Below are 14,154 nucleotides of genomic sequence, written 5' to 3'. Positions count from 1 at the left end.
GGCGGCTGGAAAAAGGAGCTGTTCACGCAGGTCAGCGATAAACATGTCTCCGTCTGGCAGAAGGTTGAAGGTTAGGACGCGTGGAGCGAAGCGTCATCACCCTCGTCCGCAACGCGCCGATGGGAAGCCGGCCGCTTTCAACGCCATGCCGCAGCAGGCAACGAGAGCATCTCCTGCATCTTGGCTTTATCGTTGGCGTGTCCGCTTCAGGATCTGTTGAAGCCAGCCCAAACGACCGACATTAGGCGCGAAGCGGCCATTCGCTACACGCAAGACATAGGTTGCCTCGGGTCAAAACGGTATTCCGTTTCGGGTATCACGCGTCAGGTTTTGTCCACTAGGAAGACATCCCGATCGAATCCGCCGCCGGTTTCATTGGGTCAACCGTGGCAAAGACGGCGCTCGCCTCGCTGACGATGGAAACGTGATCCTTGGCCGCTCGTCCTGCGGCGGCGCTGTCACCGCGCATGATTGCGGTAACGATGACGTCATGCTCCTGCCACGACTTGGCCAGGCGGCCCGGCAGCATGAATTGCGCGCGCCGGAACGGCGCCAGCCGACCGCGTGTCATGACGGTCAGTTCATAGATGTGCTTGCTGTGCGCGCCGCGATAGAGCCGGGTGTGGAACTCGGTGTTGAAATACTCGTAATCCTCCTCCGCGCCCAATTGCACGAGGCGCGCCGATGCCTGGTGCTCGGTCTCGAGCGCGCGGCGCTCCGCGGTGGACATGCGCTCGGCTGAAAACCGTGCGCAAATCGCTTCAAGCTCGGCCATGCTCTCGAACATCGAGGCAAGATGCTCCTGCGTCACCACGGCGACGGTGGCGCCGCGGTTGGGCCGCCTTTCGACCAACCCCATGGCGCTCAGCCGGCCAAGCGCCTCCCTGACGGGGGTGCGCGACACATCGAAACGGGCAGCCAGCGAGGCCTCGTCGAGCTTTTCCCCGGGGCGCAGGAAGCCGGTGACGATCCGGTCGCCGATCGCCCTCACCATCTGATCGACGGTCGTGCCCGACCTGATCAAGCTGCGCTTCCCCGACAATTCTCCTCCGTCCAGTCTTTTCCGCTTCGACTCGGGCGCCCTCTATGCCTTTATTTTAATCTGATTGTCAAACTGGCTAATTGAAAGGCAAAAAGTGTATGCAATTGCCTTTCGCTTGAGCACGGCAAATCGGCACGTCAATTGATTAAACTGGATAAATTCCCGATTTTGAACTGGCACAGCGATTGCATGCACTTTTACGAGAAGGGAATTAATCGACCCGGAAAGGGTTCAACAGGGAGCATTCACATGACCGAGAGATTCATGCTTAGCCGCCGCGAGCTGCTCAAGACCTCCGCCGCCGGAGCGGCGCTCGGTCTGGCCTCGGCGTCATTCCCGATCAGCAGGGCGTTCGCCGCTGCCGTCACAGTCGGCTTCATCTATGTCGGACCGAAGGACGACTACGGCTACAACCAGGCGCATGCCGAGGGTGCCGCCACATTGAAGGCCATCGAGGGCATCTCTGTGGTCGAGGAGGAAAACGTCCCCGAAACGGTCGATGTCCAGAAATCGATGGAATCGATGATCAACCTCGACGGCGCCTCGCTGATCTTCCCGACCTCCTTCGGCTATTTCGATCCGCACATGCTGGCCATGTGCGCGAAATTCCCCGACGTGCAGTTCCGCCATTGCGGCGGCATGTGGAACAAGGACAAGCATCCGATGAATGCCGGTTCCTATTTCGGCTATATCGGCATGGGCCAGTATCTCAACGGCGTCGCCGCCGGCCACGCCACCAAGACCAAGAAGATCGGCTTCGTCGCGGCAAAGCCCATTCCGCAGGTCCTGCTCAACATCAACTCCTTCCTGCTCGGCGCACGCTCGGTCGACCCGGCAATCACCTGCCAGGTGATCTTCACCGGCGAATGGTCGCTGGCGGTCAAGGAGGCGGAGGCCACCAATGCACTGGTCGATCAGGGTGCCGACGTCATCACCTGCCATGTCGACAGCCCGAAAGTGGTGGTCGAAACGGCGGCGGGGCGCGGCGCCTTCATCTGCGGCTACCATGCCAATCAGAGCCCGCTGGCGCCCGAAAAATACCTGACTGGCGCGGAATGGAACTGGGCGAAGGTCTACAAGATGTTCGTCGACGACCTCGTGGCCGGCAAACCGCTGCCCAATTTCACGCGCGGCGGACTGGCCGACGGCTTCGTCAAGATGAGCCCGCTCGGCCCCGCCGTCAGCGAGGCGGCGCGCGCACAGTTCGACGGCACGCTCGCCGAAATGATGAAGGGCGGCTTTTCCGTAATCAAGGGGCCGTTGAAGAACAACAAGGGCGACGTCGTCGCAACCGAGGGCCAGACCTTCGTCGAAGCCGCGATCGAACTGGAAAGCATGGACTATCTCGTCGAGGGTGTCGTCGGCTCGACCGCTTGAGCATGGATCGGAGACGGGGGCCATGGCAGACACCGTGAGCAGCGCGAGCGTGCCAGTGATGCTCGGCGCCAAAAGCTATCCGACGGCGCTCGAATGGATCGCCCGGCGGGCGGAAGCCCTCGTCATCCCGCTCGCGGCCCTGATTGTCGGCATGGCCCTGTTCAGCCTGTTCATCGCGCTGGTCGGCAAATCGCCGACGCAGCTCTATGAAACGATGTGGCGCGGGGGCTTCGGCTCGTGGTTCTCGGTCCAGAACTCGCTGTCGCGGGCCGCACCCTTGCTGCTTGCGGCGCTCTGCGTGGCGCTGCCGGCCCGGCTCGGCCTTGTCGTCATCGGCGGCGAAGGCGCGATCGTGCTGGGCGGCGTTGCCGCGGCTGCCATGGGCGTGGCCGCCAGCGGCGCCCCCGCCTTTTTCGTTATTCTTGCCATGGGCGTGGCGGGCCTGGCCGCCGGCGGCATCTGGATCGGTGCCGTCGGCGCGCTACGCCACTACCGTGCCGTCAACGAAACCATATCGAGCCTTTTGATGGCCTATATCGCCATCGCCCTGATGAACCATCTGGTGGAAGGACCGCTGCGCGATCCCGCCTCGCTCAACAAACCGTCGACCGAGCCGTTGGCTGAGGCCTACCGCATCGGCAACATTCCCGGCATGGACGTGCATTGGGGCCTTGTCGTCGGCATCATCGCCTGCATTCTGTCCTGGCTGCTGATCGAAAAGACCCGCTGGGGATTCGCCGCCCGCATCGCTGGCGGCAATGTCAGGGCAGCCCAGGTGCAGGGACTTGCCGTTGGACCGCTGATTGTCGGTTTCACCGCGCTGGCCGGCGGCTTTGCCGGCCTTGCCGGCATGCTCGAAGTCGCCGCCGTGCAAGGCAGCGCCAACGCCTCGCTCGCCGCCGGCTATGGGTATACCGGTATCCTGGTCGCCTTCCTCGCCCGCCACAATCCGCTCGCCATCATCCCGGTCGCCTTCCTGCTTGGCGGCATCGACGCCTCCGGCGGGTTGATCCAGCGCCGCATGGACCTGCCCGACGCCACCGTGCTGGTGCTGCAGGGCATGCTCTTCGTCGTCATCCTGTTCAGCGAAACCTTCTACGGCCGCTTCAAGGCCTTCAATCCCGACCTCTGGCAGAGGGGCGATCTCTTGAAAAGGCCCGATCTCCTGAAGGGAACTGCCTGATGGACGCAGCCGAGATCGGCCTCTGGGGCGTTCCGCTCGCCATGCTCGGCGGCGCCATCCGGGTGTCGACGCCCTTCATCTTCGTGTCGCTGGGCGAAGCCATCACCGAGCGTTCGGGGCGCATCAATCTCGGTCTCGAAGGCACACTGGTGTTCGGCGCGATGACCGCCTATGCCGTCGCGGTGATGACCGGCTCACCATGGCTCGGCCTGCTGGCCGCCGCCGCGGCCGGTCTTTGTTTCGGCCTGTTCCACGGCTGGATCTGCAAATTCCGTGGCGTTAACGACATCGCCATCGGCATTGCGCTGATGCTGTTCGGCTCGGGTCTCGCCTTCTTCTTCGGCAAACCGTTCATCCAGCCCTCGGCGCCCGACCTGCCGGCCATCCCGTTTGGCGGCTGGTCCGACGTTCCGCAGGTGCAGGCGGCGCTCAACATCAATGTGCTGTTCCTGATCGGCGCAGCACTTGCCGTATTCCTGTGGTGGGCTTTCCGCAACACCCGGGCCGGCCTGATCCTGCGCGTGGTCGGCGACAGTTCCGATGCCGCGCGCGCCATGGGCCTCAACCCGAATACGGTGCGCCTCGTCGCCACCGGTATCGGCGGCGCGCTGGCCGGCATCGGCGGCGCTTATCTGTCGCTCTACTATCCCGGCAGCTGGACCGAAGGCATTTCGTCGGGCCAGGGGCTGATGGCGGTGGCGCTGGTCATCTTCGCGCGCTGGAACCCGCTCGGCTGCTTTGCCGCCGCGCTGCTGTTCGGCGGGGCCGGCGCGCTGGGGCCGGCGCTGCAATCGGTCGGCGTCACGCAAGGCTACTATCTGTTCTACGCCGCACCCTACATTCTCACCCTCGTCATCATGATCGCCACCTCGTCGCCCAGCCGTTCGCTGGCCGGCGCGCCGGGCGAACTGTCGATCACCAAATGACGTTTCCAGACTGGAGTTTTTCTCAATGAACGCCAGAGCCGAGGTCACGCAGCGCTACATCGATGCCGATCCCTATCCATGGCCCTACAATGGCGAGCTTCGGCCCGACAACACGGCGCTGATCATCATCGACATGCAGACCGATTTCTGTGGGCCGGGCGGCTATGTCGATCATATGGGCTACGATCTCTCGCTGGTGCGGGCGCCGATCGAACCGATCAGATCGGTGCTGTCTGCCATGCGGGCGAAGGGCTACACCATCATTCATACGCGAGAGGGCCACCGGCCCGATCTCGCCGACCTGCCGGCCAACAAGCGCTGGCGCTCGCGCCGCATCAATGCCGGCATCGGCGACCCCGGACCCTGCGGGCGCATCCTGGTGCGCGGCGAGCCGGGCTGGGACATCATCCCCGACCTCTATCCGGCCGAAGGCGAGCCGATCATCGACAAGCCGGGAAAGGGCTCGTTCTGCGCCACCGACCTGGAACTGATCCTCAACCAGCGCGGCATCGAAAACATCGTGCTGACCGGCATCACCACCGACGTCTGCGTGCATACGACGATGCGCGAAGCCAACGACCGCGGCTTCGAATGCGTGATGCTGGAGGATTGCTGCGGGGCGACCGACTACGGCAACCATCTCGCTGCGATCAAGATGATCAAGATGCAAGGCGGCGTGTTCGGCGCGGTGTCCAATTCGGCGTCCTTCGTCGCCCAGTTGCCATGAGGTTCGATCATGAGTGATCGCGGCAAAAGAGCGGTTGGCGTCGAGACGATCGGCATGAGCATGCGTTTCGGCGCCTTCACCGCGCTGGACGACGTCTCGATCAAGGTGCCGGCGGGATCGTTTCATGCGCTGCTTGGCGAAAACGGCGCGGGCAAGTCGACGCTGGTCAAATGCATCATGGGCTTTTATCACCCGACCGCCGGCGACATTCTGGTCGACGGCCGCGAGATCGGGATCGCCGGTCCGAAGGACGCCTCGGCGCTCGGCCTCGGCATGGTCTACCAGCATTTTACCCTGGTCCCGTCGCTGACAGGTGCGGAGAACCTGGTCATTTCCCGCGAAAAGGTGCCGGGAATTATCGACTGGCGCAAGGAGCGCGCCGCACTTGCCCAGTTCATGGAGCGGATGCCGTTCAAGCTGCCGCTCGACGTCAAAGTGGCCGAACTCGCCGCCGGCGAGAAACAGAAGCTCGAAATCATCAAGCAGCTTTATCTCGGCCGCAGTTTTCTAGTGCTGGATGAGCCGACGTCGGTGCTAACCCCCGGCGAGGCGCAGGAAGTGCTGGGCCTCGTGCGCGGCATGACCAAGGCGGGCGACCTCACCGTGCTGATGATCTCGCACAAGTTCCACGAGGTGACGGCGTTTGCCGACGACATCACTGTGTTGCGCAAGGGCAGACTGACAGGAACGGGGAAAGTATCGGAACTGTCTCACAAGCAGATGGCGGCGATGATGGTCGGTGACCAGCCGATCGCCGCGCTCGACAGCCGCGCTCCAGTGCCGGTCGGCGCCAGGCAAATCCTGACGGTGAAGGCGCTGAAGGCGCCCGACCGCACCGGCCTGAAGACCATCAATATCGGCGAGCTCGATGTGAAGTCCGGCGAGATCGTCGGTGTCGCCGGCATTTCCGGCAACGGCCAGAAGGAGTTTCTAGAAGTCCTTGCCGGACAGCGTACGCGTGATGCCGGCGACGTTCTGGTGAAGGGATCGCCCTATGGCGCCAGCCGCGCCGAGGCCCGCACGCTCAATGTGCGCTTCATCCCGGAGGAACCGTTGCGCAATGCCTGCGCGCCGAGGATGACGGTGGCGGAAAACATGGCATTCCGGACCTTCGACCTGAACGAGGCCGGCAAGCCGATAAGCTGGATCAGGATGAGCGCCATCAGGGACTATGCGACGCGCTTGGTCGAGCAGTTCAAGGTCAAGACGGCCTCGCTCGCCTCGCCGATTTCGTCGCTCTCCGGCGGCAACGTCCAGCGCGCTGTGCTCGCCCGCGAACTGACCGGCGAGGTCGATCTTCTCATCGTGTCGAACCCCTGCTTCGGCCTCGACTTCTCTGCCGTCGCCGAAATCCGCGCCCGTATCATGCGGGCACGCAACGCTGGTGCCGCCGTGCTCTTGATGTCGGAGGACCTCGACGAATTGCTGGAGCTCTCGGACCGCATCTTCGTCATGTCCGACGGCGCGCTGGTCTACGAAACGCCGATCGCCCAGGCGAGCGTCCAGACGATCGGCGAGCACATGGCCGGACATCACTGATGGCAGAGATCGACGCGCTGCCGTTTCCGTTTGCCTTCAAGCCTGAGGCGATGGCGCTGGTCGTCATCGACATGCAGCGCGATTTCGCCGAGCCGGGCGGCTTCGGCGCCAGCCTCGGCAACGACGTCGGCCGGGTGGCGGCGATCGTGCCGACGGTAAAAAGGCTGATCCAGGGATTTCGCGCCGCCGGCCTGCCGGTGATCCACACGATGGAGTGCCACAGGTCAGACCTTTCGGACCTGCCGCCGGCCAAGCGAAATCGCGGCAATCCGTCGATCAGAATCGGCGATGTCGGTCCGATGGGCCGCGTGCTGGTCGTCGGCGAGCCGGGAACGGCGATCCTCGACGAGGTAGCCCCGCTGCCTGGCGAAATCGTCATCGAAAAACCCGGCAAGGGCGCGTTCTACGCTACCAGCTTCGGCGAGGACCTGAAGCGGCTCGGCGTGCAGCAGCTCGTCTTCGCCGGAGTTACGACGGAAGTCTGCGTGCAGACGACGATGCGCGAGGCCAACGACCGCGGCTACGAATGCCTGCTGGCGGAGGATGCGACGGAGAGCTATTTTCCGGAGTTCAAGGCGGCCGCACTGGCCATGATCAGGGCGCAGGGCGCGATCGTCGGCTGGACGGCGATGACGGACCAGGTGCTCAAAGGAATTGCCGATGCCTAACATTGCATACCCGGCTCTCATCCATGGGGTCTGGCGTGATCTGGCATTCGAGCATTTTCGCGACGGCATCACGGTGCATTGGCTGCTCAAGGGCGGACCGGCCGAACCCTCCGTCGCGATCCTGAACTATCAGCCCGGCGCCGGCGTGCCGCGCCATCGCCATGTCGGGCTGGAAACCATCGTCGTGCTGGAAGGCACCCAGAGCGACGAGACTGGCGACTATCTTCCGGGAAGCGTGATCCTGAACCCGGTCGGGACCGAGCATTCGGTGTGGACGAAAGACGGCTGCGTCGTGCTGATCCAGTGGAATCTGCCGGTGGTCATTCTGGACGAGGCCAAATGAGCGACATCCGCTTCGATATCGGCAGCCTGCACGCGGCCTATGCCTCCGGCATGTCGGCCGCTACCATTATTGAAATCGTGTTTCAGGGCATAGCGAAAGCGGACGATCCAGGCATCTTCATCCATCTGGCGAGCAGGGCGGACCTGCTCGCCGAAGCCGACGCACTCGGCGGGTTCGATCCCGTGGCAAAGCCGCTGTGGGGCGTGCCGTTCGCGGTCAAGGACAACATCGATGTTGCCGGAATGCCGACCACGGCCGGCTGCGCCGAATATGCCTACTTGCCGGCGAAAGACGCCACCGTCGTCGCGCTTCTGAGGGCGGCCGGGGCGCTGGTCGTCGGAAAAACCAATCTCGACCAATTCGCCACCGGCCTCGTCGGCGTGCGCACACCTTATCCGGTCCCCCGAAACGCGATCGATCCGAAACTGGTGCCGGGCGGTTCCTCGTGCGGCTCGGCCGTGGCGACGGCGCACGGCATTGTTTCTTTCGCGCTCGGCACCGATACCGCAGGATCCGGCCGTATTCCCGCCGGCCTCAACAACATCGTCGGGCTGAAGCCGACCGTCGGCGCGCTGTCGGCCACCGGCGTGGTGCCGGCCTGCCGCACGCTCGACTGCGTCTCCGTCTTCGCGCTCACCGTCGATGACGCCTACAGCGTCTTCAGGGCGGCGGCGGCCAAAGATGACGTCGATCCTTATTCGCGCGCTATCACGGCGCCGGCGCTTGGTCCGCGTCCACCCGTGCTGACCGTCGGGGTTCCCGCAACAGCGGACCGGGAATTTTTTGGCGACGCGGCCATGCAGGCGGGATTCGAAACGGCGCTGCAGACGCTGGAACAGCTCGGCTGCCGACTGATCGAAATTCCCTTCGGCGATTTCTACGCTACCGCCAACCTGCTCTACGAAGGCGCCTGGGTGGCCGAGCGCTATGCGGCGATTGCGGATTTCATGGACGTGAACGAAGCAGCCATGCACCCGGTGACGCGCACAATCATCGGCGGCGCACGAAAACTTTCCGCGGCGGATGCTTTCAAAGGCCTCTATGCGCTGCAGGCCCACAAGGCCAGGCTCGCGCCTGTCATCGCATCGGCCGACCTTTTCTGCGTGCCGACGGCGCCGACGCACTATTCGCTGGAAACTGTTTTGGCCGATCCGATCGTCACCAACAGCCGGCTCGGCACCTACACCAACTTCGTCAATCTGCTCGACATGTGCGGCATCGCCGTGCCGACCGGCAAGCGCGACGACGATCTGCCGATGAGCGTTACCTTGCTTGCCGCTGCCGGCAAGGATGCACTGACGGCGACGCTGGCCAGCGAGTTGCATGCGGCGAGCGGTCTCGGCCTTGGCGCGACAGGCTGGGCGATGCCTGTCTTCACGGCCAAAAGCTTCGACCCTACTGACGACCTGATCGAGCTCGTGGTTGTCGGCGCGCATTTGTCGGGAATGCCGCTCAACGGCCAACTCTGCGCGCTTGGCGCGCGATTGAGCAGAGCCGCCAGGACGGTTGCTTCCTATCAGCTCTACGCACTCGCCGGCCAATCCGTGCCGAAGCCGGGGCTCGTGCGTGTTGCCGATGGCAACGGGACGTCGATCGATGTCGAGGTTTGGCGGCTTTCACCAGACGCGTTCGGACGCTTCGTGGCTACGATCCCGCCGCCGCTCGGCATCGGCACGATCGAGCTCGATGACGGGACATCGGCCAAGGGCTTTCTGGTCGAGACCGCCGGGTTGTCAGAGGCAATCGACATTTCGGCCTATGGCGGTTGGCGCAGCTTCGTTGCAAGGCCGGCGGAGGGAGTGGAAAGGGTTCCGGCCGATTGAACGACCGGCCGTTCGCGCCGGCAGCTGACCTCAAATCATAGCAGCATGCTCGGCGAGCCAGCACGCCGAATGCCGTAAGCGATCCGTAGGTGCGCGTGCTCTAAAGTTGCCCTGTGGTTTGGCAGGCGTCAGCACGCGCTTGCGACCGCTGGAGACTTGGCGATGCGAGCAAGCCGTGCAGTTGCCCCAACAGATTCCGTCGGGACTTATCAGGCCCGCCGGACGCTGTCGAAGGCCGCGGCGATAGTTCTCAGTCTGTTGCCGAGCTGGGCGTTCGCGGGAGATCAGACCCCCGATTGGCGCCTTAACGCTCGAATCGTTGCCGTCGGGCTGCCCGACGTGGCCGGCGTGCGCGAGGTGGGGCGCTTTCATGTCGGCGGGCCGATACCGGGAAATCCGGAATTTCTTATGGCGACGCGCGAAGGGCGGATGCTCGATCCGCTCAGGGTTCTCGTCGCCGTGGGCAGCAATTTCGGCGCACCAGCCGACGATCCAGCGCTTGAGGTCGGGGCGATCCTGTCCATCGATCCGCGCGCCGGCAAGTCTGGTGGCACCATCATCGTTCCGCAAGAGCTCGCCGGCAACGGCGGAGATGCGAGGGTGCAACTCTACACGGCGCAGAGCGAACGGTTTCTCAACCGGCGATACAATGCCGGAGCTCGAACCGCGCGCCTCGCAGCCGTATCCGGACCGCGATACATTTCGATCAACAACGCCTTCGGAAGACCCTGGATCGCCAACGCGCCGAACGGACTGGCTGGCGAGGGCAGCGTCACCGTCGTCGACCCCGACGGTGCGCCGCTCGCCAACGCGCCAAGCCGCGAGGCCGGCGGCGTGTTCGCCGGCCGGCATACCGATCGCGAGCAGGCGCCGAAAGCACAGCCCAGCGGCTGGCTTGGCAAGCTGCTGAATTATCAGGCAAGCGGCCAGCTGACATCGGGCGGAATGCAGACGGGCGCGCTCGGAACGGCGTTTCTCGGTCCCTCGCCCGACGGCAGCGGCTTTGCCGTGTTCGCCGCGGTCACCGCGGATGGCGGCGTGGTTCAAATCCACGTCCAGGATGGTGTCGACGGCTTGGCCGGGCCGGGCACGGTCAGCACCGGCCAGGGCACGGTAAGCACCGGCCGGGGCATCAGCCACGATCCCGGCGTCATCGGCCTCGCCTTCAAGTGGAACCCGGACCGCGCTCTCTACATCGCCGATCCGGGGCGTGACCGGCTGGTGCTGCTTGAACTGGAGGACGATCGGCGGCATTTCACGGTCGCCGAGACCCGCACGATCTCGCTGCCGGAATTCGACCGTCCGGTCGATGTCGCCGCCGCAATTCCCGAGATCGCCAATCCGCGGTTTTCGAGCCACACGACACTCGCTGGCGGGTCCGATCTGTTTGTCGCCAACCGCGGCGACGGTTCACTGCTGCGCGTGAGCCAGGACGGCCGGCTTCTCGCACGCGCGACGATCGAGGTTCCAGGGCTCGGCCCTTTGGGAGCCGATCGCCTTCGCGCGATCGCGACGTCGGCGGACGCACAGCATATCTGGATAACGATTGGCGGCGAGGTTCCGGGATTTCCGGGCCACGAAGGGGCGCTCGTCGAGGTTGGGACCTTCGATGAGCACGGCGCGGCGGCAGCGACGCAGGAGACACAGAGCGCTGCCGCCGACGCCAATCTTGCGGCGCGCGGAAAAAAGTCGTTCCAGACCGATTTCACGCCGCGGATGGGCCTCGGCCCATTGTTCAATGCAGCGTCCTGCGTGGCCTGCCATCCCGGCCCTGGCGGCGCCAGCGTCGATGAAGGCCACTTTGCGCGCAGAATAGCCCATATGGATCCGGGCTCTGGCCGCACGGTTCCGATCGATCATCCCAACAGTCCGGTCGCCAGGCGCCATGCCTTGCGTGATGGGGTGGCGATCGTGTCGGCGGCAATGCCAAGCCAGGCCAATGTGATTTCGCTGCGTATGCCGCTCGCTCTCTACGGCATCGCCGGGATCGACGAAATACCCGACAGCGTCATCGAAGCGCAGGCGGTCAGCAAGGGCGACGGCATCAAAGGCCGCGCCCATCATGTCGTCGACTCCCAAGGCGCATCGCGGGTCGGCCGATACGGTTGGAAGGCTGATATCGCCACCCTTGAGGATATGGTGGCGAACGCGTTCGCAAACGAACTCGGTATCACCAGCGCGACGCCCAGCCGCCAGGCCGGCGCGCAGCCGATCGAGCAGGGTTCCGCACAGATCGACGCGGTCGCCTCTTATCTGCGAGCGCTCCGCCTGCCCGATGGGGCAAAGCCATGAGCCTCGCCCTGACACTCTCCCATGCGCCGGAAAAAATGCGCCCGGTCCTGCCTGGCGTCATCGTTGCTGCGGCACTCGCCCTTGCGGCCGGCTGGATCGCCGGCGGACTGGGCGAGCCGCTGTCGCGCAACCCGATCCTGGTCGCCATGCTCTTCGGGCTGCTGATCGGCAGCAGCTTCGCCTGTCCGGACGCCTTGCGCCCGGGGCTCGACTTCACCAAGCGCTATCTGCTGCGACTCGCCGTGGTGCTGGTCGGCTTCCGTATCACGACGCGGCTGTTCCTGGATCTGGGGTTCATGCCGCTCGCAGTGGCGGCCATCGAGCTGATCCTGGTGCTGACGCTGCTCTACGCCATTGCGCGCAAGCTGTTCAGGCTCGACGCCGAGATCGCGCTGCTGGTCGCGGTCGGCAGCGCCGTCTGCGGCGCCGCGGCGATCCTCTCGATGGCCGCGCTCGTGCGTGCACGCGACCAGAGCGCCGGCATCGCCATCGCCTTGATCACACTGAGCGGCACCGTGGCGTTGCTCGCCTATCCGGTCATGTTCCTGGGCGGTTGGCTGCAGCATCTCGATGACCGCCTCTATGGCGTGTTCGTCGGGGCGAGCATTTTCGAGCTGGCGCAGGTCTACGGCGCCTCCTTCGCCATTTCCGACGACGCGCTGAACACCGCAACGCTGGTCAAGCTCAGCAAAGTCCTGATGCTCGTCCCGCTTCTGCTGGCCGCCAGCCTGGTGTTTCGTAGCCGTCACAAGGCGCAAGAGGCCGCACCTATCCCGTTCCCGTGGTTCATCGTCGCGTTCATCGGCGTGGTGATGCTCAATTCGGAGATAACCCTCAATCCGCAACTGCGCCGCGTCATCCTCGATGTCGACCAGTTCCTGTTCCTGATGGTGATGATCGCGCTCGGCATCACCACCCGGGTCGGACGGCTCGGAGAGGCCGGCGGCGCCTGGCGCCTGATCGGCGTCGGTTTCGTCGGGATGGCTCTGTCGGCGGCCCTGGCCTATGCTGCGCTGATCCCGTTCTCGGCGACCTTCCGGGCGGCATCACCCTCATCGAGCCAAGGCGCGATGCTTGGCAGCCATGGCGGACGGCTTTTCGCCTCGATCGGCTGCGCCAAATGCCATGTGCCGGCGCTGGAGGGCAGCAACGGCGAAGTTGAGCTGTACTCCGACCTTTTGCTGCACGACATGGGGCCGGCGCTGGACGACAAGATCGTCCAGGGCGATGCCATCGGCGCCGAATGGCGGACCGCACCACTCGTCGGCATCCGCCTGCGCCACCGCTACCTGCACGACGGCCGCGCGACAACGCTGAGCGATGCCGTCTTCGCCCATGGCGGCACGGCGCAGATCGTGCGCGACCGCTTCTTCGACCTGGACGAGACCGACCGCCAGGCGCTCCTCGATTTCGTGGCGAAGCTATGATGCGGCTTCGTCACGCCACCACCGTTTTTGATCGGCCGAACCGCCATGTATGAAGCCGTCATCGCAGAGCTGAACCATCTCGACGGACCCGACCTGCTGGCGCCGCTCGTCAGCGAGGTGTTTTGCGGAAACATAGCGCTCGTGTCCTCGTTTGGCGCGGAATCCGCGGTGCTGCTGCACATGGCGGCCTCGATCGACCGTTCGCTCCCCATCATCACGCTCGACACAGGAAAGCTGTTTTCGGAAACGATCGCCTATCGCGCGCAGTTGACGGCTCTGCTCGGCCTCACCGATCTGCGCGTCGTCACGCCTCAAACGGATGTCTTGCGGGCGCTCGACGGCGCTGGATCGCTGCACCGCCGCGATCCGGACCGGTGCTGCCAGATCCGCAAGGTTCTGCCGCTCGAAAATACGCTGACCGGCTTCAAGGCCTGGATTTCCGGTCGCAAGCGATATCATGGCGGGCTTCGCGCGGATGTTCCGACGCTCGAGGAAACTGACGGACGCCTGAAGGTCGATCCGCTTGCCCGCTTCACCCGCCAACAGATCGAGGCCTATCTCGATCGCTATAATCTTCCCCGGCATCCGCTCCTCGAAAAAGGCTACCTCTCGATCGGCTGCGCGCCGTGCACGGTCGCGTGCGGCAGCGCGGACAATCCGCGCGCGGGCCGCTGGAGCGGACTGTCGAAGATGGAATGCGGGATTCACCGGTCGCCCATTGCCGCTCGCGATGCGGCCGCGTCTGCTGCCTGATTTCGAGGTCGCGCAGGCATCCGGTCGACGCTTGCAAACAGGCCGTTGCCGCTT

The 14,154-nt window shown here is 64.5% G+C and carries 12 protein-coding genes; 11 read left to right on the top strand and 1 reads right to left on the bottom strand.

Annotation, left to right across the window (positions count from 1 at the left end; genetic code table 11):
- Positions 1-337: 337 nt before the first annotated feature.
- On the bottom strand, positions 338-1,024 hold the full coding sequence (locus AC0L2R_RS27165; RefSeq protein ID WP_473512569.1) for a GntR family transcriptional regulator: 687 nt from the start codon (positions 1,022-1,024) through the stop codon (positions 338-340).
- 267 nt (positions 1,025-1,291) lie between these two features.
- On the opposite strand from AC0L2R_RS27165, the gene AC0L2R_RS27160 reads away from it, so the two are divergent.
- The 11 genes from AC0L2R_RS27160 to AC0L2R_RS27110 all read left to right on the top strand — a co-directional run bounded on the left by AC0L2R_RS27160 (position 1,292) and on the right by AC0L2R_RS27110 (position 14,100).
- On the top strand, positions 1,292-2,419 hold the full coding sequence (locus tag AC0L2R_RS27160) for a BMP family ABC transporter substrate-binding protein (protein ID WP_287245423.1): 1,128 nt from the start codon (positions 1,292-1,294) through the stop codon (positions 2,417-2,419).
- 22 nt (positions 2,420-2,441) lie between these two features.
- The gene (locus AC0L2R_RS27155) at positions 2,442-3,602 is read left to right on the top strand and encodes an ABC transporter permease (protein ID WP_473512567.1); all 1,161 of its coding nucleotides are present in this window, start codon (positions 2,442-2,444) and stop codon (positions 3,600-3,602) included.
- Positions 3,602-4,528: an ABC transporter permease gene (locus AC0L2R_RS27150; protein WP_473512566.1), complete on the top strand. Its 927-nt coding sequence runs from the start codon at positions 3,602-3,604 to the stop codon at positions 4,526-4,528. The genes AC0L2R_RS27155 and AC0L2R_RS27150 overlap by 1 nt, the downstream gene beginning before the upstream one ends.
- A gap of 25 nt (positions 4,529-4,553) precedes the next feature.
- A complete protein-coding gene (gene biuH / locus AC0L2R_RS27145) occupies positions 4,554-5,255 on the top strand; it encodes a biuret amidohydrolase (RefSeq protein WP_123146849.1) in 702 nt (233 codons plus the stop codon).
- Positions 5,256-5,264: 9 nt separating this feature from the next.
- Positions 5,265-6,794 (top strand): ABC transporter ATP-binding protein, encoded by a 1,530-nt coding sequence (locus AC0L2R_RS27140; protein ID WP_473512565.1) that lies wholly within the window; start codon positions 5,265-5,267, stop codon positions 6,792-6,794.
- Positions 6,794-7,462, top strand: coding sequence for a cysteine hydrolase family protein (locus AC0L2R_RS27135; RefSeq protein ID WP_473512563.1), 669 nt, complete (start codon positions 6,794-6,796; stop codon positions 7,460-7,462). Before AC0L2R_RS27140 ends, AC0L2R_RS27135 begins: the two co-directional genes overlap by 1 nt.
- A complete protein-coding gene (locus AC0L2R_RS27130) occupies positions 7,455-7,805 on the top strand; it encodes a cupin domain-containing protein (RefSeq protein WP_473512562.1) in 351 nt (116 codons plus the stop codon). The genes AC0L2R_RS27135 and AC0L2R_RS27130 overlap by 8 nt, the downstream gene beginning before the upstream one ends.
- Positions 7,802-9,628, top strand: a complete 1,827-nt coding sequence (atzF, locus tag AC0L2R_RS27125; RefSeq protein WP_473512560.1) for an allophanate hydrolase — start codon at positions 7,802-7,804, stop codon at positions 9,626-9,628. The genes AC0L2R_RS27130 and atzF overlap by 4 nt, the downstream gene beginning before the upstream one ends.
- Positions 9,629-10,036: 408 nt before the next feature.
- Positions 10,037-11,920, top strand: coding sequence for a hypothetical protein (locus tag AC0L2R_RS27120; RefSeq protein ID WP_473512559.1), 1,884 nt, complete (start codon positions 10,037-10,039; stop codon positions 11,918-11,920).
- Positions 11,917-13,347, top strand: a complete 1,431-nt coding sequence (locus AC0L2R_RS27115) for a YeiH family protein (protein WP_473512557.1) — start codon at positions 11,917-11,919, stop codon at positions 13,345-13,347. Before AC0L2R_RS27120 ends, AC0L2R_RS27115 begins: the two co-directional genes overlap by 4 nt.
- Positions 13,348-13,392: 45 nt before the next feature.
- Positions 13,393-14,100 carry a phosphoadenylyl-sulfate reductase gene (locus AC0L2R_RS27110; RefSeq protein WP_473512556.1) on the top strand — a complete coding sequence of 236 codons (708 nt, stop codon included), beginning with the start codon at positions 13,393-13,395 and terminating at the stop codon, positions 14,098-14,100.
- Positions 14,101-14,154: the final 54 nt, after the last annotated feature.

Source organism: Mesorhizobium sp. WSM4820 (assembly GCF_055811075.1).
Note: the sequence above shows the minus strand (reverse complement) of the source record. Positions and strands in the feature narration are given on the sequence as shown.